At 62.3% G+C, this 24,890-nt stretch carries 22 protein-coding genes and 1 pseudogene; 14 read left to right on the top strand and 9 right to left on the bottom strand.

The window, feature by feature from the left end; all coding sequences use genetic code 11:
• Positions 1-12: 12 nt before the first annotated feature.
• From oxyR to I6L48_RS19375, 3 genes and pseudogenes are all read right to left on the bottom strand, one after another.
• Positions 13-909: a DNA-binding transcriptional regulator OxyR gene (oxyR, locus tag I6L48_RS19365; RefSeq protein WP_010673817.1), complete on the bottom strand. Its 897-nt coding sequence runs from the start codon at positions 907-909 to the stop codon at positions 13-15.
• Positions 910-1,038: 129 nt separating this feature from the next.
• Positions 1,039-1,676: pseudogene (locus I6L48_RS19370) on the bottom strand (DsbA family protein).
• Positions 1,677-1,751: 75 nt separating this feature from the next.
• Complete coding sequence (locus I6L48_RS19375; protein ID WP_216987616.1) at positions 1,752-2,609, bottom strand: Vmh family MBL fold metallo-hydrolase; 858 nt, start codon at positions 2,607-2,609, stop codon at positions 1,752-1,754.
• Between the two features lie 120 nt (positions 2,610-2,729).
• On the opposite strand from I6L48_RS19375, the gene I6L48_RS19380 reads away from it, so the two are divergent.
• Positions 2,730-3,644: a LysR family transcriptional regulator gene (locus I6L48_RS19380; RefSeq protein ID WP_041215629.1), complete on the top strand. Its 915-nt coding sequence runs from the start codon at positions 2,730-2,732 to the stop codon at positions 3,642-3,644.
• A gap of 61 nt (positions 3,645-3,705) precedes the next feature.
• Here I6L48_RS19380 and I6L48_RS19385 read toward each other — a convergent pair whose 3' ends face one another.
• Complete coding sequence (locus I6L48_RS19385; RefSeq protein WP_045525644.1) at positions 3,706-4,488, bottom strand: BPSS1780 family membrane protein; 783 nt, start codon at positions 4,486-4,488, stop codon at positions 3,706-3,708.
• A 40-nt stretch (positions 4,489-4,528) separates the two neighbouring features.
• On the bottom strand, positions 4,529-4,849 hold the full coding sequence (locus tag I6L48_RS19390) for a hypothetical protein (RefSeq protein ID WP_223953848.1): 321 nt from the start codon (positions 4,847-4,849) through the stop codon (positions 4,529-4,531).
• Between the two features lie 137 nt (positions 4,850-4,986).
• On the opposite strand from I6L48_RS19390, the gene I6L48_RS19395 reads away from it, so the two are divergent.
• Positions 4,987-5,814 carry a M23 family metallopeptidase gene (locus I6L48_RS19395; protein ID WP_010673811.1) on the top strand — a complete coding sequence of 276 codons (828 nt, stop codon included), beginning with the start codon at positions 4,987-4,989 and terminating at the stop codon, positions 5,812-5,814.
• 87 nt (positions 5,815-5,901) lie between these two features.
• Here I6L48_RS19395 and I6L48_RS19400 read toward each other — a convergent pair whose 3' ends face one another.
• Positions 5,902-7,236: an MATE family efflux transporter gene (locus tag I6L48_RS19400; RefSeq protein ID WP_042880248.1), complete on the bottom strand. Its 1,335-nt coding sequence runs from the start codon at positions 7,234-7,236 to the stop codon at positions 5,902-5,904.
• 153 nt (positions 7,237-7,389) lie between these two features.
• Between I6L48_RS19400 and mscM the strand changes: the two genes are divergently transcribed.
• The 7 genes from mscM to frdD all read left to right on the top strand — a co-directional run bounded on the left by mscM (position 7,390) and on the right by frdD (position 17,316).
• Complete coding sequence (gene mscM, locus I6L48_RS19405) at positions 7,390-10,665, top strand: miniconductance mechanosensitive channel MscM (protein WP_042014534.1); 3,276 nt, start codon at positions 7,390-7,392, stop codon at positions 10,663-10,665.
• Between the two features lie 29 nt (positions 10,666-10,694).
• On the top strand, positions 10,695-11,372 hold the full coding sequence (locus tag I6L48_RS19410) for a glycerophosphodiester phosphodiesterase (RefSeq protein ID WP_042880250.1): 678 nt from the start codon (positions 10,695-10,697) through the stop codon (positions 11,370-11,372).
• Between the two features lie 156 nt (positions 11,373-11,528).
• Entirely contained in the window at positions 11,529-13,406 is a 1,878-nt protein-coding gene (locus tag I6L48_RS19415; RefSeq protein ID WP_010673807.1) for a methyl-accepting chemotaxis protein, read from the top strand.
• Between the two features lie 514 nt (positions 13,407-13,920).
• On the top strand, positions 13,921-15,705 hold the full coding sequence (frdA, locus tag I6L48_RS19420; protein ID WP_010673806.1) for a fumarate reductase (quinol) flavoprotein subunit: 1,785 nt from the start codon (positions 13,921-13,923) through the stop codon (positions 15,703-15,705).
• Positions 15,698-16,432, top strand: a complete 735-nt coding sequence (locus I6L48_RS19425; RefSeq protein ID WP_042065016.1) for a succinate dehydrogenase/fumarate reductase iron-sulfur subunit — start codon at positions 15,698-15,700, stop codon at positions 16,430-16,432. Before frdA ends, I6L48_RS19425 begins: the two co-directional genes overlap by 8 nt.
• 16 nt (positions 16,433-16,448) lie before the next feature.
• Positions 16,449-16,847 carry a hypothetical protein gene (locus tag I6L48_RS19430; RefSeq protein ID WP_010673804.1) on the top strand — a complete coding sequence of 133 codons (399 nt, stop codon included), beginning with the start codon at positions 16,449-16,451 and terminating at the stop codon, positions 16,845-16,847.
• A gap of 112 nt (positions 16,848-16,959) precedes the next feature.
• On the top strand, positions 16,960-17,316 hold the full coding sequence (gene frdD, locus I6L48_RS19435; RefSeq protein WP_010673803.1) for a fumarate reductase subunit FrdD: 357 nt from the start codon (positions 16,960-16,962) through the stop codon (positions 17,314-17,316).
• Between the two features lie 69 nt (positions 17,317-17,385).
• On the opposite strand, the gene I6L48_RS19440 is transcribed toward frdD, so the two are convergent.
• The 3 genes from I6L48_RS19440 to I6L48_RS19450 all read right to left on the bottom strand — a co-directional run bounded on the left by I6L48_RS19440 (position 17,386) and on the right by I6L48_RS19450 (position 20,385).
• Positions 17,386-18,348, bottom strand: a complete 963-nt coding sequence (locus tag I6L48_RS19440; protein ID WP_201955593.1) for a hypothetical protein — start codon at positions 18,346-18,348, stop codon at positions 17,386-17,388.
• A gap of 94 nt (positions 18,349-18,442) precedes the next feature.
• Positions 18,443-19,669 (bottom strand): winged helix-turn-helix domain-containing protein, encoded by a 1,227-nt coding sequence (locus I6L48_RS19445; RefSeq protein ID WP_216987617.1) that lies wholly within the window; start codon positions 19,667-19,669, stop codon positions 18,443-18,445.
• Between the two features lie 74 nt (positions 19,670-19,743).
• Complete coding sequence (locus I6L48_RS19450; protein WP_042014528.1) at positions 19,744-20,385, bottom strand: class I SAM-dependent methyltransferase; 642 nt, start codon at positions 20,383-20,385, stop codon at positions 19,744-19,746.
• 187 nt (positions 20,386-20,572) lie between these two features.
• Between I6L48_RS19450 and I6L48_RS19455 the strand changes: the two genes are divergently transcribed.
• The 5 genes from I6L48_RS19455 to I6L48_RS19475 are packed head-to-tail and all read left to right on the top strand — an operon-like array spanning position 20,573 to position 24,863.
• Entirely contained in the window at positions 20,573-21,238 is a 666-nt protein-coding gene (locus tag I6L48_RS19455) for a thermostable hemolysin (RefSeq protein ID WP_216987618.1), read from the top strand.
• Positions 21,235-22,716, top strand: coding sequence for an AMP-binding protein (locus I6L48_RS19460; RefSeq protein WP_216987619.1), 1,482 nt, complete (start codon positions 21,235-21,237; stop codon positions 22,714-22,716). Before I6L48_RS19455 ends, I6L48_RS19460 begins: the two co-directional genes overlap by 4 nt.
• Positions 22,713-23,369 carry a TenA family transcriptional regulator gene (locus tag I6L48_RS19465; RefSeq protein WP_042865119.1) on the top strand — a complete coding sequence of 219 codons (657 nt, stop codon included), beginning with the start codon at positions 22,713-22,715 and terminating at the stop codon, positions 23,367-23,369. The genes I6L48_RS19460 and I6L48_RS19465 overlap by 4 nt, the downstream gene beginning before the upstream one ends.
• On the top strand, positions 23,366-24,214 hold the full coding sequence (locus I6L48_RS19470; RefSeq protein ID WP_039039562.1) for an SDR family oxidoreductase: 849 nt from the start codon (positions 23,366-23,368) through the stop codon (positions 24,212-24,214). Before I6L48_RS19465 ends, I6L48_RS19470 begins: the two co-directional genes overlap by 4 nt.
• A 1-nt stretch (position 24,215) precedes the next feature.
• Positions 24,216-24,863 carry a tetratricopeptide repeat protein gene (locus I6L48_RS19475; RefSeq protein ID WP_113068846.1) on the top strand — a complete coding sequence of 216 codons (648 nt, stop codon included), beginning with the start codon at positions 24,216-24,218 and terminating at the stop codon, positions 24,861-24,863.
• The last annotated feature ends 27 nt before the right edge of the window (positions 24,864-24,890 follow it).

A 24,890-nucleotide genomic window follows, 5' to 3' on the forward strand; every position in this document is an offset into this window, starting at 1 on the left:
GAGCGGGCTGCGTCAGCCCAGCAGGGCTTTCATCAGACTCGAGATGCGGGCCGCCAGCTCATTGAAGCAGGGGCGGCGCACCGAGTAGTGACGATAGAGCAGGGAGATGGTGCGCCCTGGCACGGGGTTGATCACCGGGCGATAGCTGACGCCCCCCTCCTCCGGGTTGGCGGGCACGGCGAGCCTGGGCACCAGCGTCATGCCGCTGCCAGCAGCGACCATGTTGCGCAGGGTCTCCAGGCTGGTGCCCTTGAAGCGCTGATCCTCACCGATGCCCGCGGCAAAACAGAAACCCATCGCCTGATCCCGCAGGCAGTGACCGTCGGCCAGCATCAGCAATTTCTTTCCCTTGAGATTGTGCAGGGGCACCGCCTTGGCGCTCGCCTCCGGGTGATGCTGGGGCACGGCCAGCCACATGGGCTCCTGATAGAGGGGGATGGCGCCAAACCCCTCCATCCCTTCCAGCTCCGCCAGCACAAGGCAATCCAGCTCCCCCTCCTCCAGCCGCTTGAGCAGCACCTGGGTCTGATCTTCGTAGAGGTAGAACTCCAGCTTGGGGAAGTGTTCACGCAGATCCTGGATGATGTGGGGCAGCAGGTAGGGGCCCACGGTGGGAATGAAACCGATGTGGATCTCGCCGGACATGGGCTCGGCGAAGTGCTGGCCTATGCTCTTGAGCTCTCGCGCCTCTTTGAGCACCTTGCGCGCCTGACGGGCCATGGCATCGCCGGCGGGCGTGAACAGCACCTTGCGGGAAGTGCGCTCGATGAGGATCACCCCCAGTTCATCTTCCAGCTTGCGCAGCTGGCCACTCAGGGTCGGCTGGCTGACAAAGCAGCGCTCCGCTGCCTTGCGAAAGTGTTTCTCCTCTTCCAGCGCTACCAGATATTCGAGATCGCGAAGGTTCATAGGTACTGCATCCTGCCGTTCAATGAGGCCGATAGCATGCACAAGAACGGTGCGGGGGACAAGGGAGGCGCGCAGACGGGTCTGCCCTCTCCCTCTCCTTTGACAAGCCGCAGGCGATGGGCGAGAGACTCACCCCATCAGGGAGGCGATGTGATCCGCGAATGCCGATGGCTCTCCCAGATAGGAGGAGACAGGCAGCGCAACGACGCGCTCCCCTTGTATCAATCCCAGGGTCGGGAACCCCTGCCCGCCGAGCCGGTGCAGCCACGCCTGGCTTGTGGCCAGATGGCCCACAAGATCGACCCGACCAAAGGCCAGGGCGAATGCCTCCGGTGTCAGCCCCTGCTCCCGCGCGAGCGCCGCCAACCGTCTCGGGGAACCGACCCATTCCCCATCCCGGTAGTGGGTCTCCTGAATGCGGTGCAACAAGGCAAGGCCGTCGCCGCCAAGCTCGCTCACCGCCAGAACGGCTCGAATGGGCGGCTCGGAGTCAAGGAGCAGCGACTCGTTGAGCAGGAGCTCGTTGAAGTAGCGCTCACCAAATCGCTGTCCGGTGAGGGCGTGGATGCGCTCGTCATGGGGGCGCACATAGTCCCGCAGGGGCTGGCCCATGGCCTGGCGCCCATCCAGAGGCCCCCCCCATGCAGTTCGATGCGAAGACCCGGGATCTCGGCAGCGGCTTTCAGCAGGGGGGCGGCGCCATAGCACCAGCCACAGAGGGGGTCATAGACATAATGGAGGGTTGTTTGCGCTTCGTTCATCATCATTCTCGCTTCAAGGCTGGATAAAAAACCGGGCACTCGGGCCCGGTAAAAAAACACAGGGAAGTAGGCGTCAGGGAGTTACCACTTCATCTCGCCGGTATTGACCTTGGCACCGATGGCCAGGCCATCGTCGACCGGCAGGGAGGGGTAAGCCTTCTTCAGCGCTTCAATCAGCTGGCCGGAGTGCTTGGCTTTGGCCAGCTCCTGCTCAAAGCGCTGCACGTAGTCACGGGTAAAGGTCACGGCTTCGGTACCCTTGGGCGCAGTCCCCAGGAAGTGACCCGGCACCACACGCTCGGGTTTCAGCGCCAGCAGGTTGTTCAGCGCCTTGACCCAGTTGCTGCGAGCGGCCTTGGACTGGCTGTCCGCCATCCAGACGTGCACGCCGCTGTAGACCGGCACACCCCCAAAGGCCGTCTTGATGGAAGGGGCCCAGAGGTAGGCATTCGGGGTGTTCATCTCTTTGATTTCAATCTTCTCGCCATCCAGCGTCAGGTGGCTGGCCGTCATCACTTGCGGCACGGTCAGGCTCTTGGGTGCATCCTTGCCCAGGATCGGGCCCCAGTAGCTCAGCTTGGCATCCTTGGTCTGCTTGATATGGTCGACCACATGCTGGTCGGCCAACACCTTGACATCCGGGAACGCCGCCATGACGGGTTCCAGACCGAAGTAGAAGTCGGGGTCACCGGCACTGATATAGACAGTGGTCAGCTTCTTGCCGCTCTTCTTGATCATGTCCACCAGCGCCTGGCCATGTTGCACGTCGAACTGGGCATCGATCAGGATTGCTTCCTTATCACCGGCTACCAGTGAGGAGGAGACCGGGAAGATCGCCTTCTCGCCGGGGTTGTAGACGGTCACGGTCAGGGGGGCCGCCAGGGCGGAGCCCGTCATCAGGAGGCTGGTCAGGGTCAGGGTACGCAGTGTGTTGTTCATCAGATAACGCTCATCGGTGTGGATTAATGGAATGAGCGCAGTTTATTGCATCACCATCGATACAAATACCGCATAATAGGCGCATCACTGTTGCATAAATCGAGCATATTGGGGCACAAGATGGATAGGCTGACCGCATTGCGGGTCTTCGTCTGCGTGGTGGAACAGGGCAGCCTGAGCGGCGCCGGGGAGAAACTGGAGATGTCCCGCGCCATGGTGTCGCGCTACCTGGCCGAGCTGGAACGCTGGATGGGGGCCAGATTGCTGCACCGCACCACCCGCCGGCTGAGCCTGACCGGGCCGGGAGAAGAGGCGCTGAACCGGGCCAGAGCCATGCTGGCCCTGGGGGAAGAGATGGAACACCTGGCCATCCGCCATGACGAGGCCCCCAAGGGGCAACTGCGCATCACCAGCAGCTACTCTCTCTCCGAAGCCCTGCTGGTCGGGGCGGCGAACGACTACCTGGCCCGTTACCCCGGCACGGCTATCGACATCCTGCTGCTGGACCGGACGGTCAATCTGGTGGAGGAGCGAATCGATCTCGCCCTGCGCATCACCAACGACCTCGATCCCAACCTGGTGGCCCGCAGGCTCGGCACCTGCCACTCGGTGGTGTGCGCCAGCCCCGCCTACCTGGCCCGCCATGCTCCGCCCCAGCAGGTGCAGGATCTGGCACTGCACAACTGCCTCACCTACACCTATTTCGGCAAGAGCCTGTGGGAGTTTCTGGGGCCCGATGGTCCCGAATCCGTCCCGGTGAGCGGCAACCTCAGCGCCAACATCTCCAACCTGCTGCTGGCCGCCACCCTGGACGGGGCGGGAATCAGCCTGCAACCCGCCTACTCGGTTCACCCCCATCTGGCAAGTGGCGCCCTGGTCCCCCTGCTCACCCCCTGGCAGCCCAAGCGCCTCGGCGTCTATGCCGTTTATGGCACCCGCAAACAGATGTCCCCCCTGCTGCGCAGCTTCCTCGACTTTCTCGTGGAGCGGATGGCGGACGATCCCCTGTGGCAGGAAGCCCCTCCCTCTCTCTGATCCCTGCGAGCCGCACAAAAAAGGGGCCTCGCGGCCCCTCTTTGCTCCATCCTGTGCCAGGTCAGGCTTCGAAACCGAATGCCTTGACCGGGGTCTCTCCCTCCTCGGCCTCCTGATCCTCCAGATAGATGTCGTGATAGGCGGCATAAATGGAGTAGTTGATGGCAGGCAGCACCACCAGCAGGCCCACCAACATCAGGAGTGCGCCAAAGAAGATCAGCACGGCCCCGAGCAGCCCCCACCAGAGGAAGGGCCACATGTTGCGCAGACATCCCTTGAAGCTGAGCCGGGCTGCCTGCCAGACCCCGACCTGATGGAAGAGGATAAGGGCGGGGGCGAAGGTGATGGCCATCAGCACGGGAACGAACAGTGCCAATCCCACCAGGGCGCAGACGAGGAAACCCTGTGCCTGCTCCGGGGTCAGCGCCAGGGAGCCCGGATCCGCGGACAACAGGCCGGTGAGTCCCCACTGGTGCAGCAGGAACACGCAGATCATCAGGATCCCCATGATGAGGCCGAGCACCATCAGGCCCCCCAGCATCAAGGGGGTCAACCGATGGCGGAAACCGGCAAAGAAGTCGCCAAATTGCAGCGCCTCGCCATGGTGACCCCGCCGCGCCACCGCCACCCAGCCAGCCCCCCACACCATGTAGAGCAACTGGGAGATCAAGCCCCCCGCCGGCAGCTGATCCAGCACGATGCCTACCACAAACCAGAGCACTATCATGGCCACGCTGGCACCCATCCCCTTGTTGAAGATGTCGAATCCGGTGCGGATCCAGATCCAGCCCTGTCCTATGCCATGGCGTTTGGGTTCGTGGCGCAGGGCCCTGTCACTGTTCATCATTGACCTCGTCGAAAAATAGGGGCGAAGCGGCGTCTCCTCAGGGCACGCTCACCGTGACCATGATGGTGCCGGTGTAGGGGCCGGTGCGTACTACCTGGCCCGGCAGCCGGGTCGGGTAGAGCCTCACCTTGTAGTCGGTGGCCTGGGTCGCCGCCGAGTAGGGTACCGCGATGGCGGTATCGAATGGAATAGGGGTCAGGGCCCCCTGCTCGACCATGCCCACCCCGACACCGGCCAGGCTGGTGGTGATGAAGCGGTTGTCGCTCGCGAGCACCCCCAAGATGCGGTAGCGCAGCGGCCCCCTGCTCAGGCTGGCAAGGTCGAAGGGAAGGCTGGCACCCGCAACCAGAGCATTCACCTCGCTGCAATGGCGTGTCCGTTGCGTCCTTCTGGGCCGCAGCCGATGAGTTTATCGGCCACGGTTGACGGACAGCACCGCCAGAATGTGGCATCATCTCCCCCCTCTTGCTTTCCCCCTGATCCGATGGAGCCATCATGCGCCGCCTCTTCTTTCTTCTCCTGCTGCTCGGCAGCCCTGCGCTTCACGCCGAACCGGGGTTTATCAGCCGCCTGCTCAACCACCCGGTGCCGGGGGGCGTGGCCGTGGTACCACTGGGAAGCGGGGCCAAGGCGCCCGCAGTGCGCTATCAGGACAAGCCTGTGCTGGTGGTACAGGAAGACGGGAAGACGTGGATCGCCATCGTCGGCATCCCGCTCAAGAGCGCGCCCGGCCCCCATCAGGTGACCACCAGCGATGGCCGCACCTTGAGTTTCAAGGTCGGCACCAAGCACTACCGTGAGCAGCACATCAAGCTCAAGAACAGCCGCCAGGTCAATCCGCTGGCCGAAGACATGACCCGCATCAACCGGGAGCTTGCCGAACAGACCCGCGCCTACCAGACCTTCAGCCCGGCTCAGCCGAGCAACCTGCTGTTTGACAAGCCGGTCCAGGGCCCGCTCTCCAGCCCCTTCGGGCTGCGCCGCTTCTTCAACGGCGAGGAGCGCAACCCCCACTCCGGCCTCGACTTCGCGGTCGGAGCCGGCACTCCCATCAAGGCACCAGCCGCTGGCAAGGTCATCCTCATCGGCAACTACTTCTTCAACGGCAATACGGTGTTCGTCGACCACGGCCAGGGCCTCATCAGCATGTTCTGTCACATGTCGAAGGTGGACGTGAAGCTGGGCCAGAGCCTGCCCCGCGGCGGCATCGTCGGCCGGGTCGGCGCCACCGGCCGCGCCACCGGTCCCCACATGCACTGGAACGTCAGCCTCAACGACGCCCGCGTCGACCCCGCCATCTTTATCGGCGCCTTCAAGCCCTGAGGCCGGCGACCTGCCGCCCACAGGCAGGGGCACTCAAAATGAAAAAGGCAGCCAAGGCTGCCTTTTTCATGGACGCATGACCACATCTCAGGCAGCGCTGTGCTGGCGCCCCTCCCTGTTCATCGCCCGCCACATCACCAGGACCAGCAGAGTGCTGCAAGTGGGCAGCGCCAGCCAGACACCGGCCACTCCCCACAGGGAGGAGAAGCCCCACAGGAAACCGCCGATCAGCACCAGCTTGCCGCCGGTGAGCAGGGAAGCGATGCGGGCCCGGTTGATGGCCTGGAAATAGGTGGCCCCCACCAGCAGCAAGCCTTCCATGGGCAGTCCCCAGAAGTAGAGCCAGATACCGAGGCTGGCCACCGGCAACAGGGCAGCATTGTCCCCCGCAAACAGATAAACCACTGCCTCCGGCCACAGATACAGCGGGATCATCCCGCACAGTGCCACCGCCATGGTCACTCCCAATGCCAGGTTACGCACCCGCAGCACCCGTGCCCAGTTGCCCGCCCCGGCATTGAAGCTGGCGATGGGTTGGATGCCCATGGCGATCCCCTCGAAGATGAGATAGAAGAAGGCCTCGCTGTAGCTGATGACCCCATAGGCGGCCACGTGCAGCGAAGTGCCCACCGAGAGCAGCGCCTTGTTGTGCAGCGCCAGCACCACCGAGAGGTAGAGGTACATCAGAAAACTCGACACCCCGAGTCGCAATGTCTCCCCCATCAGCCGCCAGTCGGGCACCAGGGTATCCCAGCGAATGCGCAACTGGCTGCGGGGGGTGAAGAAGTGCCACAGGCACAGGCCCCCGGTGACCGCCTGGGAGAGCATGGTCGCGATGGCGGCCCCCGCCAGCCCCCAGGGGATCACCGCCATCAGCAGGTAGTCGAGCAGCACGTTGAGCACGCCGCCCCCCACCAGGATCCAGGTGGTGAGGCCGGGTCGTCCGTCGTTGCGCAGCAGGGCGGTAAAGGCCATGGAGAGCACCGCGAACACCCCGAGCCAGGCGTACCACTGCAGATAGGCGAAGCCTGCGTCGAAGATGACCCCCTGCGCCCCCATCCAGACAAGCATGGCCTCGCCGTAACGAATGCCAATGAAGGCGAGCAGCGCGGAGGCGATGAGCACCATCACCAGGGCATTGCCGACGATGTGGCGCGCCCTGGCCTGCTCCCCCTTGCCCAGATAGAAGGAGGCCAGCGACGAGGATCCCATGCCAATAAGAGCCCCCACCGCATAGAGCACGGCGCAGATGGGGTACGCCAGCATCATGCCGGCCAGCCCGTCCTGGCCCAGAATATGGCCGACGAAGATGCCGTCTATGGTGACATAGATGCCGGTGACCAGCATGGCGGCCACCGTGGGGGTGACGTAACGCAAGAAGAGGCGGGAAAGGGGGGCCGTGCCCAGATCGACGGAGGACATAAATTGCTCAATGAAGGGGAACGGCCAGAATAATAGCCAAACAAGACCCGGATCACCCGTTATTTGTGCCGTGGATCATTCATCTTGAGGGCTTTACCCGCCCCTGCCCCTGCTTTAGGCTAGGGCGACTTCTCCTGAACGGAAACGTGCGCCATGTTGCAACGCCTGCTCTGTCTGATGCTCTGTCTCAGCCTGTTCCCCTTCTCCGCTGTCCAGGCTGATGATGCCATCACTCAGGTAGAGGAGCTGCTGCAAAGCATCCCCAAGACGGATACTCCGGAAAACCAGCAACTGCGGGAGAGCTACCAGCAGGCCCTGCAATATGCCCGGGATGCCCAGCGCTACCGGGAACAGGGCAAGGCTTACCAGCAGATCCTCATCGACTACCCCAAGGAGTCCGCCCGTCTCAAGGAGGGGCTGCACAACTATCAGCCCCAGTCCCGCCCGTCCCTCTCCTCCCTCAAGGAGGATGCCCTTCGCCAGGCCATCAGCCTGAGCAGCAACCGCCAGCTCAACCTGCGCAAGGAGCGTCAGGCGGTCACCGACAGCCTCAACCAGCTGGAGAGCACGGGCCAGGAGTATCACCTGCGGGTCGACGAGTTGCGCAAGCAGTTGCTCCAGACCCGCTCCCTGCTCGATCGCCTGAGCTTCAGCAACGAGTCGGACAGGTTGCAGGAGGCCCAGCAACTGGCCACCCGCCTCAAGGAGCAGAGCCTCTCCGACCGGATCCAGATGCTGGAGCTGGAGCAGCTCTCCGCCCAGCAGCGCAACGATCTGGGCAAGCTCAAGCTGCAGGAGCTCAACCTCGCCATCACCGACGAGGATGAGTGGCAGACCAGTCTGCTTGCCCAGCAGAACCAGCTGCGCCGGGACAAGACCGAGCAGGCCCTGGCCGAGAGCGAACGCCTGCGCCGCCAGCTCACCTCTGACCTCCCCCTCTTGCAGGAGCAACAGCAGCAAAACCAGGCCCTCTCCCTGCAACTGGGGGCCCTCGAGGACCAGATTGAACGGGTGCAGGACGAGCAACGGGGGGTGGACACCTCCCTCTCCGGGCTCAACGAGCTGGTCAATTCGGTGCGCGAACAGCTGGAGTGGTTGCAGATAAGCAACGCCTACGGCGAGAACCTGCGCAGCAAGCTGGCCGATCTGCCCGCCTACTTCCCGCTGGAGCGGCTGGAGTCCGCCATCGTCAAGGCGCGCATGGCCAAATACCAGTACGAGACCGAGCAGGATGCCCTGAAGGATCCGGTCCAGCTGCGCAACAGCCTGCTCAGTGGAGACGGCATCACCCTGGACAGGGCCCAGCGCGCCGTGCTGGACAACCTGCTCAAGGCGAGACGGCAACTGCTGACCCGGCTCAACGATGCCTCCGACACCCTCATTCAGGAGCAGACCCGCCTCAAGCTGCTCTACAGCCGCCAGAACAGCAAGATCGACGAGATCCGCGAACTCAGTGCCAGCCATCTGTTCTGGATGCCGGACGTGCGCCCCCTGAGCCCGGCGGTGCTGCTCGGCGTCCCGGCCGCCCTCGGCCTTGCCTTCAATCCGGCCAACTGGCTGCAACTGCCCAGGGCCATCGCCGAGAACAACCCCCTGAGCCTGACCCTGGCTGGCCTCGGGCTGCTGGGGCTGGCCTGGTGCTGGCTGAAACTGGCTCGCCACCTCCTTCAATACAGCCAGTACATTGCCCCGCGCATCGGCAAGGTAACCCAGGACAAGTTCAGCCTCACCAGCCGATTGCTGGTGCGCTCCGTGCTCGCCGCCCTGCCGCTGCCCGCCATGGTGCTCATGGTGCACGGCCTGCTGGACGGCGCCTGGCAATATCCCTTCGCGGTGGCGGTGGCCCGGGGCCTGGGTGAAATCTGGTTCCTGCTGCTGGCCCTGCTGGTGGCGCGCCACCTCACCCTGGAGAAGGGGATCCTCATCCTCCACTTCCGCTGGCAGAAGGAGCGGGTGCAGCGAGTATGGGGACAATTTCGTACCCTGCTGCTGGTGCTGATCCCGAGCTTCTTCGTGCAGGGCATGGCGAGCAGCTATCAGGAGCACGCCTTCTACGACTCCCTGGGACGCCTCGCCTTCATCATCGGGGCCCTCTGGCTGCTGCTCTTCTTTGCCCGCCTCAACCGGGAAAAACTGCCCCTCACCTGGGGTCAGGCAGACATGACCAAGCCCCATCTGCTGCACCACTTCATCTGGAACAGCCTGATGCTGGCCCCGCTGCTGGCGGTGCTGGGCGCCCTGTTCGGCTACTTCTACACCTCCCGCACCCTGCTGCGCCAGCTGGAGCTGAGCCTGCTGGCGGGGCTCGGCTGCCTGCTCGTCTACTATCTGGCCCACCGCTGGATGCTGATCCAGCGCCGCCGACTCGCCTTCGATCGCGCCAAGCAGAAGCGGGCCGAGATCCTGGCGCAGCGGGAGCGGGAAGAGGACGATCTCAGCTCCGAGATCCCCGATGTGGTGGAGGAGCCCGAGCTGGATCTGGATACCATCAGCGCCCAGTCCCTCGGCCTGGTGCGCACTCTGCTGATGCTGGGCTTCACCATGCTGGTGGTGGTGCAATGGTCGGATCTCAACTCGGCATTCAGCTTCCTCAGCAGCATCGAGGTGTGGCAGGTGAGCAGCAAGGTGGCCGGCATCGAGCAGCTCTCCGCCATCACCCTGCAGGATCTGATGCTGACCGTCTTCGCCTTCATCCTGACGGTGGTCACCGCCCGCAACCTGCCAGGGTTGATGGAGCTCACCCTGCTCCAGCACCTGAGCCTCTCCCCAGGCACCGGCTTCGCCCTCACCACGGTGAGCAAGTACCTGGTACTGCTGATTGGCGCCCTCACCGGCTTCTCCATGCTCGGCATCGACTGGTCCAAGACCCAGTGGCTGGTGGCAGCACTCTCCGTGGGGCTGGGCTTCGGCTTGCAGGAGATCTTCGCCAACTTCGTCTCCGGCCTCATCATCCTGTTCGAAAAACCGATCCGCCTGGGTGACACCGTCACCATCCGGGATCTCACCGGCACCGTCACCAAGATCAAGACCCGCGCCACCACCATAGTGGACTGGGACAGGAAGGAGATCATCGTCCCCAACAAGGCCTTCATCACCGAGCAGTTCATCAACTGGTCCCTGTCCGATGCCATCACCCGGGTCCGCTTGCGCATTCGCATCGGCCTGACGCAGAATCCCAAGCAGGTACAGCAACTGCTGGAGCAGAGCGTGCGCGAGTCCACCCTGGTGCTGGATACGCCCGCCCCGGAGGTGTTCCTCATCGAGTTCACCGACTCGGCCCTCATCTACGAGATCCGGCTCTACGTCAACAACATGGATCACCGGATGCCCATTACGCACGAGGTACATTCTCTGATCCTGGAGAAACTCGGCCAGGTCGGCATGCATCTGCCACATCAGCAGATCGACATCCGGATGAGCCGGGGATGAAGCCCCCAAAGACGACAACAGGAGCCATCATGCAGATCATTGCCCATCGCGGTGCCAGCGGCCTGGCCCCGGAGAATACCCTCAAGGCGATGAGCCTGGCGCTGGATCTGGGTGCCAAAGCCATCGAACTGGACGTGCAGTGGGCCGACGGAGAGCTCTGGGTCTTCCACGACCGGCGGCTGGAGCGCTGCACCAGCGGCCAGGGTGTGCTGACCGGGCAATCCCGGGAGTACCTGGCGAGCCTGGATGCGGGGGACGGGGAGCGGATCCCGACCCTGTGGCAGGTGATGGCACTGGTGGCGGGGCGCTGCGAACTGCACATCGAGCTAAAGGGCGCCCACACCGCCGAGCCGGTGGCCGCCCTGACCAGGCGGGCCGAGGCCGAGCTTGGCTTTACCCAGGCGCACTGGATCGTTTCCTCCTTTCATCATCCCGAGCTGTTACGCTTCAAGGGACTGCGACCGGAAATCAGGATCGGCGCCCTCACGGCCAGCCTGCCTCTCGACGGCGCCGCCTTCGCCGAGACGCTGGGGGCCTGGTCACTGAACTGCGATGTGGATTTCGTCGACGAGACCCTGGTGGCGGATGCCCATCGCCGGGGGCTGAAGATCCTGGTCTATACAGTCGACGAAGTGAGTGATGGGAGCGCCCTCGCCAGCATGGGTGTCGATGGCATCTTCACCAACCGACCAGATCGATTCAGCTGAGTATCGGCGCGGCCTGGCAGGCCACAAGGAGGTGAAAAGAATTGAAAAAATGCGGTGCACCGGGATACATAAAGTCCATAGCCAGCCGATACAGAGTTGGCTCATAACAATAACAAACACCATGGATCTCTGACTGACGCTCACAAGGATGTAAACATGAACCTATCCATCAAGAACAAGCTGGTCCTCTCCATCGGGGCCATCATTCTGGTCATCACCGGCCTGCAGGTCTGGTACAACACCTCCCAGTTGCGCAGTGAAACCCAGCGGCTGATCTGGAGCTTCATCGACGACAGCTCGGTCGCCAACGTCAAGGGGATCTCCCGCTGGCTCGACGCCCGCATCAATCTCGTCACCGCCACCAAGGAAGCCTTCGCCAAGGAAGACGAGCCCCTCAGCCACCTGGCCCAGTCCATGAATGCGGGCAACTTCGATCTCGTCTACGTGGGCACCAAGGATGGCCGGATGATCCAGAGCAAGCCGACCGATCTGCCGGCCGGCTATGATCCGCGCCAGCGCCCCTGGTACAAGGACGCCATGGCCGCCGGCAAGCTCGCCATCACGGCCCCCTATGCCGACATCACCACCGGCCAGCTCATCATCACCATCGCCGAGCCCTTCAGTCGCGGCAACACCGACGGAGTCATCGCCGGTGACGTCTCCATCGACGGCCTGGTGAAAGACGTGCTCGCCATGAACTCGGAAGGCACCTATGCCATTCTGGTGGACAGCAACGGCACCATCATCGCCCACCCGGACAAGGATCTGACCCTCAAACCCGCCACCGCCATCTCCCCGGAACTGACGGCAGCCAAGGTCAACGAGCTGGCCCATGACAACACCATCTCCGAGATGGATATCAGCGGCAAGGCGAGCGTATTCGACCTCACCGAGATCCCCAACACCAACTGGTATTTCGGCATCGTGGTGGATGAAGCGGTCGCCTACCAGTCCGTCTCCCGCATGGTCACCTCCGCCCTCATTCAGGGATTGCTGACCATCCTCATCGTGGCGGGCTTCTCCTATGTCGCCATCAACGGCTCCCTGGCGCCGCTGAAAACCCTGGGCGAGGCGATTGCCGATCTCTCCCGCGGCAACGGCGATCTCACCCGTCGCATCAAGATCGAGCGTGAAGACGAGGTCGGTACCGTCGCCAAGCACGTCAACACCTTCATCGAGCGCATCCATGTCATGGTGCAGGACATCTCCAACTCCTCCACCCAGCTCAACCAGCAGGCCAGGTCTTCCCACGACATGGCGGAGAAATCCAACCAGGGGCTGGCCCGCCAGCAAAACGAGATCTCCCAGATTGCGACCGCAGTGCACGAGATGTCCGCCACCGCCGTCGAAGTGGCCAGCAACGCCGAGCAGACCGCGGAAGCGGCCCGCAGCTCCTCCAGCAGTTGCGAGCACGGCAAGCAGGTGATTGCCCGCAACCAGCGCTCCATCACGGATCTCGCCACCCAGGTCAAGCAGGCCTCCGGCATCATTCAGGAACTGGAGAAGAACGCCCAGGAGATCAACACCATCCTCTCCACCATCCAGGGCATCGCCGAGCAGACCAACCTGCTGGCGCTCAACGCCGCCATCGAGGCCGCCCGGGCTGGCGAGCAGGGACGCGGCTTTGCCGTGGTGGCCGACGAGGTGCGGGTGCTTTCCCAGCGCACCCACAGCTCCACCGTCGAGATCCGCAGCATGATCGAGACCCTGCAGCGCAACACCCAGGGCGCCGTCAGTACCATGCACGAGGGTCAGCTGCTGGCCCAGAACAGCGTGGAAGATGCCAACGATGCGACCCAAGCGCTGGAGCAGATCACCACCTCCATCAACCAGATCTCCGACATGGCGACCCAGATCTCCAGCGCCGCCGAGGAACAGCGTGCCGTCACCGACGAGGTGAGCCGCAACATCCAGGCGGTCAAGGATGTCTCGGACGAGCTGGCAGTGGATGCGGACAGCTCCCGCAATCTGTCGGCCCAGCTTAAAAATATTTCAGGTGAATTGAATAATCAGGTCGGCATGTTCCGCATCTGATCGACCATGGGAAGAAAGGGGCCGTTCAGGCCCCTTTTTTTATAAACCCTTTTTTTTCAACGGTTATAATCCCCTTTCGAGACCCTCAACCCTGTGATCGACATCTCCTTTTGCCCATGTGTGGGAGACGGGCCCAGTCTGTCATGGCTATATTCGCATTACTTTTTTGATGCCTAACCTCGATATGTCATCGTGATAATAGTTATCATTAAACTGTTTTGATAAAAAACTTAAAAACTTTATGGGTAATACCCAAAAAGAGAGGCATTTCTCATTTTTTTGAAAGAAAACTACGTATAATCTTGGAGTTAAAATCACCAGAGTAGCGAGTACGGCTGATCCAGATCACTGATGGATGGCGATAATGACGGCATTTTCATCCAAGGAATGGGGTGGTTGTAATAAAAACCACCGTTGCCAAGCACTAAAACAAAGCAGTTTGACTTGCATCAAGCCTGAATTTTTTTCATAGAGCAAAATCGTGCCCAGCAAATCTATCCCTAAGGAGGCAGATGTGGATATTATCAAGACCGATGTTGCCATCATCGGTGCCGGTGGCGGTGGCCTGCGTGCCGCAATCGCCATTGCAGAAGCCCACCCGGAGCTGGAAATCGCCCTGATTTCCAAGGTCTATCCGATGCGCAGCCACACAGTGGCCGCCGAAGGTGGCGCCGCAGGCGTCGTCCGCGATGACGACTCCCTGGAAAACCACTTCAACGACACCGTCTCCGGTGGTGACTGGTTGTGTGAGCAGGACGTAGTCGAGTACTTCGTCAACAACGCCACCAACGAGATGATCCAGCTGGAGCACTGGGGTTGCCCCTGGAGCCGCAAACCGGACGGCAAGGCCAACGTGCGCCGTTTCGGCGGGATGAAGATCCCCCGCACCTGGTTCGCCGCCGACAAGTCCGGCTTCCACATCCTGCACACCCTGTTCCAGACCTCCATCAAGTACCCGACCATTAAGCGCTTCGACGAGCACTTCTGTCTGGATCTCATCGTGGAAGATGGCCGTGTCCAGGGTGTCGTCACCTTTGACATCCAGAACGGCATCACCCGCTTCATCCAGGCCAAGTCCGTGGTGCTGGCCACCGGCGGCGCCGGTCGTGTCTATCGCTACAACACCAACGGTGGCATCGTCACCGGGGACGGCATGGCCCTGGCCTACCGCCACGGCGTACCGCTGCGGGACATGGAGTTCGTCCAGTATCACCCGACCGGTCTGCCGGGCACCGGCATCCTGATGACCGAAGGTTGTCGTGGTGAGGGTGGCATCCTGCTCAACAAGGATGGCTATCGCTACCTGCAAGATTACGGTCTGGGCCCGGAAACCCCCGTCGGCCAGCCGAAGAACAAGCACATGGAGCTGGGTCCGCGCGACCGTCTCTCCCAGGCCTTCTGGCAGGAGCAGCAAAAAGGCCGCGTGATCCAGGGCCCCATGGGCGACGTGGTTCACCTCGACCTGCGCCACCTTGGCGAGAAGTACCTGAAAGAGCGTCTGCCCTTCATCTGCGAACTGGCCAAGGCCTACGTGGGTGTGGATCCGGTGAAAGAGCCGATTCCGGTACGTCCGACCGCCCACTACACCATGGGTGGCATCGAAACCGACGGCAAGTGCGCCACTCGTCTGGCCGGTCTCTATGCCGCTGGCGAATGTGCCTCCGTCGGTCTGCACGGCGCCAACCGTCTGGGTTCCAACTCCCTGTCCGAGATCGTGGTCTTCGGCAAGGTGGCCGGTGAGCAGGCAGCCGAGTTTGCCGCCACCCAGCAACACGGCAACACCCAGGCGCTGGTCGCCAAGGCCGAGGCGCTCATCAAGCAGCACCTCTCCCTGCTGGACATCGACGGCACCGAAAACCCGGCGGATATCCGCAACGAACTGGGCATGTCCATGGAAGCCGGTGTCGGTATCTACCGTACCGAAGAGCTGATGCAGGGCACCATCGACAAGATCAACGAGCTGAAAGCCCGTTACAAGAAGATCAAGATCAACGACAAGTCCTCGGTCTTCAACACCGACCTGCTGTACGCCATCGAGCTGGGCTACATGCTGGACGTGGCGGAAGCCATGGCGCACTCCGCCATCAACCGCAAAGAGTCCCGCGGCTCCCACCAGCGTCTGGACGGTTACGAGGAGCGCGATGACGTCAACTTCCTCAAGCACACTCTCTCCTTCTACAACGGCGAAGGGGCCCCGACCATCGACTATTCCGATGTGAAGATCACTAAATCCCAACCGGCCAAGCGCGTGTACGGTTCCGAGGGTGAGAAACAAGACGAGGCTAAGAAGAATGGCTGAGATGATCGAAATTGAAATCCTGCGCTACCGTCCCGAGCAGGATAACGAGCCCTGGATGCAGACCTTCCAGGTGCCCTACCTCAAAGAGATGTCCCTGCTGGATGCGCTGCAATACATCAAGGATCATCTGGACTCCACCTTGAGCTTCCGCTGGTCCTGCCGGATGGCGATCTGCGGCTCCTGCGGCATGATGGTCAACGGCATTCCGAAACTCGGTTGCAAGACCTTCCTGCGGGATTACCTGCCGGGCAAGATGACTATCGAACCGCTCAACAACTTCCCCATCGAGCGCGATCTGGTGGTCGACATGTCCGACTTCATCGAGAAGCTGGAGAGCATCAAGCCCTACATCATCCCGTCCGAGCCGCGCAGCCTGTGCGACGGCGAGTACACCCAGACACCGGCTGACATGGCGAAGTATCACCAGTTCTCCATGTGCATCAACTGCGGTCTGTGCTACGCGGCCTGCCCGCAATACGGCATCAACAAGAAGTTCACCGGTCCGGCGGCCCTGGCACTGGCCTATCGCTACAACGCCGACAACCGCGACAGCGCGTCCAGGGAGCGGATGAAGATCATCAGCCAGGACGAGGGCGTCTGGGGCTGTACCTTCGTGGGCTACTGCTCCGAAGTGTGCCCGAAAGGCGTGGATCCGGCCGCCGCCATCCAGCTTGGCAAGGTCGAGAGCGCCAAGGACTACATGATCGCCATGTTCAAGCCGGATTGAGACCAGGAGTGAGACCATGAACAACACTGAGAGCAAACGTAAGCCTTACGTGCGCGAGATGAAGAAAGACTGGTGGCTGAAGAATGCCTTCTACACCGGTTACATGATCCGCGAAGGCACCAGCATCTTCGTCTCCATCTACGCCGTCGTGCTGATGTGGGGTCTGCTGCGCCTGGTACAGGGTCAGGAGGCATTCAACGGCTGGCTGGAATCCCTGCAAAGCCCCATTGCCATCCTGTTCCACGTCATCGCCCTGGCAGCCTGCCTGTTCCACGCCAAGACCTGGTTCGCCCTGGCTCCGAAAGCCATGCGCATCTTCCGTGGTGAAGACCTGGTGCCGGAGAAGCCGATCGTCATCGCCCAGTATGTGGCGCTGGCGGCGGTATCCCTGCTTGTCCTGATCATCGTGGCCTGAGGAGAAAACCATAAGACGTTCTGACGAACCCGGTTATTGGTGTCTGTTTGGTACCGGGCTCTCACTCAGAAACGTTGGCCACGATCACTCAATCATGATTTGAGGAAAAAATATGAGACGTTCTGACGAGCCAATTTACTGGGGTCTGTTTGGTGCGGGTGGCATGGTGGTTGCCATGCTGCTGCCGGTCATTGTCCTCATCACCGGTCTGCTGGTGCCCATGGGCATCATGGACGTGGAGACCATGAGCTACGAGCGCGTGCTGGCATTCGCCAGCTCCTGGTGGGGTGCCTGCATCCTGCTGGTGATCATCGCCCTGCCCGTCTGGCACGGCATGCACCGCATCTACCACGGCCTGCATGATCTGGGGATCCACACCACCAAGCTGCACCACTATGTGTTCTATGGCTTCGCCTTCCTGGTGTCCGCCATCACCGTCGGCCTGCTGATGGTGCTGGTGCTCCAGTAAGCACATCCTGACTGCATAACAAACCGGGCCCAGTGCCCGGTTTTTTTATTTGCGGTTTAATTCTGGCCTTCATCCACGTAGTTCCAGTGCGTGAATCTCTATGGTATTGACGGAGGTCTTAACATAGCCGACGCCAGGCTTACCAAGAATGGCCACCAGTAACCGACAAACCAATGCTTCCATTTGCAGTAGGGTGTTTTCCTGTTCTGCTGAGCGCAGGTTACCGTCGTAACTAGCAAATCCCAACGGCCCATCAAAGAATATGGCTTCGTGGAAAGTGTCATTACGGGCGACCGATAGCGATGAGGGCTCTGTTTTGCTGTTCTTAGCCCAATCAGGTACTGGCATACCAAATTTTTCACACATCCATTGAACACGTCCAGCATGAGAAATCTGGAGTTTTTTCGCTTCTTTGACTTCAACTAGCCTGAAACAAGCATCCAGTGCCATGTACAGGTACTGAAATCGCTCAAAAGAGAGATTCTGTGGATACTGCGCCAAAAACAAGGCATGGATGACAGCAGTCACCCGCTTAGGCGCACGAGCATCACCACGCTCCGATTCCAGATAGTCCAGCGCCAATTCGATGACATCGGCGATAGTGCTGCGACTCAGGATAAAATCAACGAGCTTTCCCGGCTGGATGGGGGTTGCATCGAGAAAGCCAGCCTCTGTTGTAGTTAGTCTCATACCGGTGAAAAAGGATAAGCACCACACCACAAAATCGAGTTCCTCTCTGTTTCTGCGCTCTGGAAGCGTCAGAACATGGGTTTTGGGAAGCCCAAAAACACGAACGTTATAAGGCATTGAACGAACATGTCCGCTCATGAATTCTCTATATTGCTGCGCCCCCGGATAGATCCAACCTTTGAGGACATTCGGGTCCCCTGATACGAGCGCCACAATGCGTTCATGTTCGGGAAGTGTTCTGATTGAGAATCTATCGGTCTCAATATCACAAAACTCTGGGTAGTAACCGAACTCTGCTGAAAGCCCGCAAAGTGCGGTATTAAGTCGTTGTCCTGTCACCATCCTAATATCTCTCACGATTTGAGCTTGTCGTTGTACGCTAACCAATTAGCGTACCAACACTTGAACAAGTACTTATTAATCCCCGTAAGTTTGACTACAGAGGCGACGATATCTCCTGCCACAGGGCCAGCAAGGGCGCAGGAATGGCGCCGTAGCGCAGGGTCGGTGTCTGGTGCCACTCCGCCAGCTTCTGGATGGCCTTGCCCAGATCCTGGGCCAGGCTCTGGGTGATCCTGACCCCGTCTTCCAGATAGAGGCTCTTGACCTCGAACACCCCCTCCTTGCGATGGGCCTTGGCGTCCATCCTGCCCACCAGCTTGCCGCGATGCAGCAACGGCAGCACGAAATAACCGTACTGGCGCTTGGGGGCCGGGGTATAGCACTCGATGCGATAGTCAAAGCCAAACAACTCGCTGGCCCGCTTGCGATCCCACACCAGCGGGTCAAAGGGCGAGAGCACGGCGGTGTGGCTCGCCTTGAGGGTGCCCGCCTGGGCCCGGACCAGCTCATCGGCCAGGGAGGCGTGAACGAAGGCTCCGTGCTGCCACCCCTCCACTCGTACCGGCAACAGCTCCCCCTCGTCCGCCAGCTGGTGGAGCAGGGCGTCGTATTTCCCCCGTTTAAGGCGATAGTAATCCGCCACCCAGCCGGTTTTGACCAGCCCCAGCGCCCGGCAACTGGCTCGCACCATGTCCCGCCGGGCGAGATCAGGACTCGGCAGATCCCGCTCGTCATTCCACTCCGGCATGACCCGCTCGGCGAGATCGTAGACCCGCTGGAAATTGCGCCGTTCGCGCACCATCAGCTGGCCTGCGGTAAACAGCACCTCCAGGTGGCGCTTTTCGGGCTTCCAGTCCCACCAGCCGTTGCCCTTGTCCCCCTTGCGCTCGAAGTCTGCCGCCCGCACCGGGCCATCCTGGCGTATGCGCTCGACTATCTGCGCTATCTCGCCGCCGTGGGTCTTGAGCCACTGGGCGGAGAACTTCCAGCCCATGGCGGCGGGATCCAGCATGCGATGGCGCAGCAGCCGGTAATCTTCCCGGGGGACGAAACAGGCCTCATGAGCCCAGTATTCGAAGAGGTCACCATCGGCCAGCAGTTGTTCCAGCCAGCGCGGATCGTAGTGGCCGAGGCGGCTGAACAGCACCAGATAGGGGCTGCGAGCCACCACGGAGATGGTGTCTATCTGCAGCAACGCCATGCGGCGAATGCAGGCGAGCAGGTCGGCGGGGGTTGCTCTGGCGCGTCGCGGGGTCAGCAGCCCCTGGGCCGCCAGCTGCAGGTGGCGAGCGTCTTGCAATGAGAGGTGGGGGATCGACATGGAGATAGGGGCATCCGTTCCTGGGTATCAGGCCACCAGCATGCCCAACTCATGGCCAAATGAAAACGCCCGGCTCAGGGTTTGGTGAACACCGCCACATCCGCATGAGGAAACTCGACCGCTGCCTGCCAGCGGACCGCCAGGGCACGGAACGAGGCCTCGGCGAAGAAGACGATGTGGGTGGGATCGTGGCGATAGCGCCAGGTCTTGAAGCGCTCGTCCCCCAGCACCCGCTGGGTCTGCAACACCAGCACCCCGCCGGGCTTGAGACAGCCCCAGAGCGTGTCCAGCACGGCGCGGGGGGTGGCGATGTGCTCTATCACCTCGGTGCTGGTGATGAAGTCGTATTGCCTTGTCAGGCACTCTGGGTCGTCGGCATAGAACTTGTCGTAGCCCGCCATCTCGAAGCCCGCCTCCCGCCCCATGGCGATGAGGGCAGGCCCGGGGCCGCAGCCAAAATCGAGGCCGCTGGCAGGAGGCGACACCCGGGCCAGCACCTCGCCAAAGGCACGCATCAGAAAGGCCCGGTAGCGGGGATCGTCCACCCGGTTGTCGTGCCCGTCATAGACCGCCTTCTCGGCCCCCTCGTCCAGGTGGTCCGCCTCGTCCATCCAGACCAGCTCGCACGCCAGGCAGCGGTAATAGCCCTTGCCCGCCACCGGCAGGGCATGGTGCCGAGGGGAGAGACACAGGGGACAGTGAACAGGGGATGACATGGCAGCTCCTCGGGTGGCGACAGCGGGGCAGATTGCCTGCCACGCCCGCTGCTGGCAACTGTTTTGTCTGGTGCCCCCATCGACCCCCGTTCACCCCCCGCCAGTTTTTTTCGTCTTTTTTTGCGCCTTAAGGGTTTCTTAAGTTTGCCCTTTTACTCTCATCCCATCGCAAGAGAAGGAGCCAACCATGACCATCGAGATCCAAGCCCCCTACCGGTTGATCCTGGCCGAATCCCCGCAGCAGGTCATGGCGCTGCAAACCTATATCCAGGCCGCCTATACCCTCGAGTTCAACGCCCACATTCCCCATTTTCTGCCCTGCCTGCTCGGGCTATACCGGGCAGATGGCGTGCTGGTCGGTGCCTGCGGCCTCAATCAGGCCTGCCATGGCGAGCACGAGCAACCTCTCTATCTGGAGCAATATCTGGAGCAGCCTGTCGAGGCCGCCATCGAGACCCGTCTCGGGGTACGTCCGGCCCGCCACCGCATCATCGAAGTGGGCAATCTTGCCTGCAGCGAACCGGGTCACGCCCGTCTGATGTTTGCCGCGCTGTGCCGTCTGCTGTGTGACAACGCCCTGGACTACGTGGTGTTCACCGGCACCGCCAAGCTGCGCAACAGCTTTACCCGCCTGCGTCTCAACCCGGTGGAGCTGGCACTCGCAGAGGCCCATCAGGTGGGAGAGGATGCCAGCGCCTGGGGCGAATACTACCGCTGCCAGCCCAAGGTGATGGCAGGCGACATCAACCAGGGGCGCGAGGTGCTCGCACAGAGCAGCCTGCTGCTCAACCTGCTGGGGCCCATGCCCCGCCTTTTTAACCATGCCGACATCGACAGGAGGTGCGCGCAATGACGCTGTTCGACACCATCGCCCACCATGCCAGCCAGACCCCGCACCAGCCTGCGCTGCTAGGCAGCCAGGGTGAGCTGGATTACCAGAGCCTGTGGCAGCAGATCCAGCAACTGGCAGGCGTGCTGCAAGGGGCCGGCATCCGCCGCCTGGCCCTGCAACTCGACAACGGCCTGCCCTGGGCACTGATCGATCTCGCCTGCACCTGGGCCGGCATCGTGGTCATACCGGTTCCCCACTTCTTCAGTCCGGCGCAGCAGACGTGGCTGCTGGAAAGCAGCGGAGCAGACGCCCTGGTCGGCCCGGAGCACCAGGGGTGGCAGTCCGCCTCACCCCTCGTGCTCATGGCAGGCAGGCCCGATGAGCAGGCCGTTCCCCTGTGGCGCCGCATCCCGGCCCGCCTCCCCGAGCTGCCAGCAGGCACCGCCAAGATCACCTATACCTCGGGCACCACGGGGCAACCCAAGGGCGTCTGCCTGTCGCTGGAGCAGATGACGGCGGTCTGCGGATCCCTTGCCCTGCGGGTGGCCCCTGCCCGGGTTGAGAAACACCTGACCCTGCTGCCCCTCACCACCTTGCTGGAGAACCTGACCGGCTTGTATGTACCTCTGCTGACCGGCGCCTGCAGCCGCATCCCCTCCCTGGGGGAACTCGGTTTCTCGGGCTCCAGCAAGCTGGATCCTGCGGCCCTGGCCCAGGCACTGCTGCGCTGGCCCAGCCACAGCCTGGTGCTGGTACCCGAGTTGCTGCGCCTGCTGCTGGCCCTGTGCCTCAATACCCCTGCCCTGGCGACACAGCTCGGCACCCTGCGCTTCGTCGCCGTGGGCGGAGGCAAGGTCGCCCCCGAACTCATCGCTCACGCCCGTGCGGCGGGGCTGCAGGTCTTCGAGGGATACGGTCTCTCCGAATGCGGCTCCGTGGTCGCCCTGAACGGCCCCCACGGGGATCGTCCCGGCAGCGTCGGCCTGCCTCTGCCCCACTGCCAGGTGACGATCGCCGCAGACGGCGAAGTCATGGTCAGCGGCAGCGCCATGCTGGGCTACCTGGGGGAAGAGGGCGAGACGGGCAGCCAGATCGCCACAGGGGATCTGGGTCGGCTCGACGAGGAGGGCTATCTCCATATCACGGGGCGCAAGAAGAACGTGCAGATCACCGCCTTTGGCCGCAACTTCTCCCCGGAGTGGGTGGAAGCCCAGGCCCAGCTCTGCCCGGCCATCGCCCGCATCGTCATCTTCGGTGACGGTCAGCCCGCCAACGTGGCCCTTATCCAGCCGCTGCCGGGCAGCCAGTCCCAATTGCCAGAGCAGATTGCCCGGCTCAACCAGCAGTTGCCCGATTACGCCCGCATCCATCACTGGTTGCCGGTCGCCCTGGATCAGCTCCCTGGCCTCCTGACGGCCAACGGGCGCCCCCGTCGCAACGAGATTTATCACCATTTTTCCCGGCAGATCAGCCAATGCCTCACAGGAGAGACCTCATGAGCTTCTACCAGACCCTGCAACAAGCCACCGCCTGCGAACGCGAACGCCTGTTCAACGCCCCCATCATCGAGGCCTGCCGCCGCGGCGACATCAGCCGTGACACCTACCTCGCCTTCCTGGCACAGGCCTACTACCACGTGCGCCACACGGTGCCGCTCCTGATGGCCACCGGCGGCAAACTGGGGCAGGAGTACGAATGGGTGCGAGGCGCCATCAGGGAGTACATCGACGAGGAGTACGGCCATCAGGAGTGGATCCTGAACGACATCCGTGCCTGCGGCGGTGATGCCGAGGAGGTGCGCCACGGCCAGCCGGGCCTGCCCATCGAGCTGATGGTGGCCTTCCTCTACGATCAGATCCAGCGCGGCAACCCCATGGGCTTCTTCGGCATGGTGCAGGTGCTGGAAGGCACCAGCGTCGCCATCGCCCTGACCGTCGCCGACCAGCTCAAGAGCGGTCTGGGTCTGCCACCTCAAGCCATGAGCTACCTGAGCTCCCACGGGGCCCTGGACCAGGAGCACCTCAAATTCTTCGAATCCCTGATGAACCGGGTGGAAGATGCCGCCGATCAGGCCGCCATCATTCACGCCGCCAAGGTGGTCTACCGCCTCTATGGCGACATGCTCTATCAGCTCACGGGATCCTGCCAATGAAGCTTGAAGGCAAACGCATACTGCTGACTGGCGCCAGTGGCGGCATTGGTGAAGCCCTGGCCCATGAACTGGCGGCCCAGGGTGCCCATCTGCTGCTGCACGGTCGTCGGGCCAGCGCCCTGGAGCGCCTGCGCCGGGAGCTGCCTCATCCGGATCGCCACCAGACGGTGACGGCCGATCTCGGCTCTCCCCATGAGCGGGCGCAGCTGCTGCAACATCCGGCCCTGGACGAGGGGCTGGACGTGCTCATCAACAGTGCGGGATGCAACCAGTTCGCCTGGCTGGAAGATCAGAGCAGCGAGCAGGTGACACGCCAGTTGCTGCTCAACGTCGAGGCGCCCATCCAGCTCACCCGGGCCCTGCTGCCCCGGCTGCGCAAGCCCGCCATCATCATGAACATCGGCTCCAGCCTCGGGGCCATCGGTTTTGCCGGCTACAGCGTCTATTGCGCCAGCAAGTTCGCCATGCGCGGCTTCAGCGAGTCCCTGGGGCGGGAGCTGGAGGGAACCGGCATCAAGGTGCTGCACTTTGCCCCTCGCGCCACCCGCACCCACCTCAATTCCGAGGCGGCCTATGCCATGAATGCCGAGCTTGGCACCCGGACCGACAGCCCACAGGACGTGGCCGAGGAGGCCGTCATCGCCCTGTGCAACGAGACACGCCGCCGCTGGCTCGGCTGGCCGGAAAAGCTCTTTGTGCGGCTCAACGGCCTGCTGCCCGCCTTGGTGGACATGGCCCTGGCCAAGCAGCGCCCGATCATCGAGCGCCACGCCCGCCGCACCGCCTCCCCAGCCCCCGATCACAGGAGCGATCCCGCCTGTGCGACAAACGAGAAGGAACATTGAGATGAAGCACACCACTTTCCGTCCCCGATTTGGTCACGGCCCCCTGTTGCTCGCCCTGGGAGGCCTGCTGGCAAGCGGTCTGGCCCAGGCCGCCGATGCCCTGCCCACCATTCAGCAGGAGTGGGCCCACTGCCAGTACCAGCAGACCGGAAAAGCCAAGGAGAGCTGCCTGGAGAGCCTGAGTGCCAAGGCCGATGAGGCGAGCGCCAAGGAGGCATTTCGCACCGATCTGCTGATCTGGTCCGCCATCGTCAAGAGCACCTGGGCGGGGGCCAAGGGTGGCCTCGGCGCCCTTGGCCTGGTGAAGGAGGCCAAGGCCAAGCTCGAGATCGCCATCAAGCAGGATCCCAAGGCGCTGGAAGGCTCTGCCTACACCAGCCTGGGCTCCCTCTACTACCAGGTGCCGGGCTGGCCGGTGGGCTTTGGAGACGACGAGAAGGCGGAGAAGCTGCTCAAGCAGGCGCTGGCCATCAATCCCACCGGCATCGACCCCAACTTCTTCTACGGCGACTTCCTGCTGGATCAGGGTGACAAGGCACAGGCGAAGGTCTATCTGGACAAGGCCCTGGCCGCCCCGGCGCGCCCTGGCCGCGAGGTGGCGGACGAGGGCCGCAGAATGGAAATTCGCGAGCGTCTCGCCAAGCTGTAAACACAAGCAGCACAGTGCGCTATTTCA

Source organism: Aeromonas sp. FDAARGOS 1418, assembly GCF_019048585.1.
Taxonomy (GTDB): domain Bacteria; phylum Pseudomonadota; class Gammaproteobacteria; order Enterobacterales; family Aeromonadaceae; genus Aeromonas; species Aeromonas caviae.

Excerpts from the sequence above, each read along its gene's own strand:
- oxyR (WP_010673817.1), bottom strand. The coding sequence starts at position 909 with ATGAACCTTCGCGATCTCGAATATCTGGTAGCGCTGGAAGAGGAGAAA.
- I6L48_RS19375 (WP_216987616.1), bottom strand. The coding sequence starts at position 2,609 with ATGAACAACACACTGCGTACCCTGACCCTGACCAGCCTCCTGATGACG.
- I6L48_RS19380 (WP_041215629.1), top strand. The coding sequence starts at position 2,730 with ATGGATAGGCTGACCGCATTGCGGGTCTTCGTCTGCGTGGTGGAACAG.
- I6L48_RS19385 (WP_045525644.1), bottom strand. The coding sequence starts at position 4,488 with ATGAACAGTGACAGGGCCCTGCGCCACGAACCCAAACGCCATGGCATA.
- I6L48_RS19395 (WP_010673811.1), top strand. The coding sequence starts at position 4,987 with ATGCGCCGCCTCTTCTTTCTTCTCCTGCTGCTCGGCAGCCCTGCGCTT.
- I6L48_RS19400 (WP_042880248.1), bottom strand. The coding sequence starts at position 7,236 with ATGTCCTCCGTCGATCTGGGCACGGCCCCCCTTTCCCGCCTCTTCTTG.
- mscM (WP_042014534.1), top strand. The coding sequence starts at position 7,390 with ATGTTGCAACGCCTGCTCTGTCTGATGCTCTGTCTCAGCCTGTTCCCC.
- I6L48_RS19410 (WP_042880250.1), top strand. The coding sequence starts at position 10,695 with ATGCAGATCATTGCCCATCGCGGTGCCAGCGGCCTGGCCCCGGAGAAT.
- I6L48_RS19415 (WP_010673807.1), top strand. The coding sequence starts at position 11,529 with ATGAACCTATCCATCAAGAACAAGCTGGTCCTCTCCATCGGGGCCATC.
- I6L48_RS19425 (WP_042065016.1), top strand. The coding sequence starts at position 15,698 with ATGGCTGAGATGATCGAAATTGAAATCCTGCGCTACCGTCCCGAGCAG.
- I6L48_RS19430 (WP_010673804.1), top strand. The coding sequence starts at position 16,449 with ATGAACAACACTGAGAGCAAACGTAAGCCTTACGTGCGCGAGATGAAG.
- frdD (WP_010673803.1), top strand. The coding sequence starts at position 16,960 with ATGAGACGTTCTGACGAGCCAATTTACTGGGGTCTGTTTGGTGCGGGT.
- I6L48_RS19440 (WP_201955593.1), bottom strand. The coding sequence starts at position 18,348 with ATGGTGACAGGACAACGACTTAATACCGCACTTTGCGGGCTTTCAGCA.
- I6L48_RS19445 (WP_216987617.1), bottom strand. The coding sequence starts at position 19,669 with ATGTCGATCCCCCACCTCTCATTGCAAGACGCTCGCCACCTGCAGCTG.
- I6L48_RS19450 (WP_042014528.1), bottom strand. The coding sequence starts at position 20,385 with ATGTCATCCCCTGTTCACTGTCCCCTGTGTCTCTCCCCTCGGCACCAT.
- I6L48_RS19455 (WP_216987618.1), top strand. The coding sequence starts at position 20,573 with ATGACCATCGAGATCCAAGCCCCCTACCGGTTGATCCTGGCCGAATCC.
- I6L48_RS19460 (WP_216987619.1), top strand. The coding sequence starts at position 21,235 with ATGACGCTGTTCGACACCATCGCCCACCATGCCAGCCAGACCCCGCAC.
- I6L48_RS19465 (WP_042865119.1), top strand. The coding sequence starts at position 22,713 with ATGAGCTTCTACCAGACCCTGCAACAAGCCACCGCCTGCGAACGCGAA.
- I6L48_RS19470 (WP_039039562.1), top strand. The coding sequence starts at position 23,366 with ATGAAGCTTGAAGGCAAACGCATACTGCTGACTGGCGCCAGTGGCGGC.
- I6L48_RS19475 (WP_113068846.1), top strand. The coding sequence starts at position 24,216 with ATGAAGCACACCACTTTCCGTCCCCGATTTGGTCACGGCCCCCTGTTG.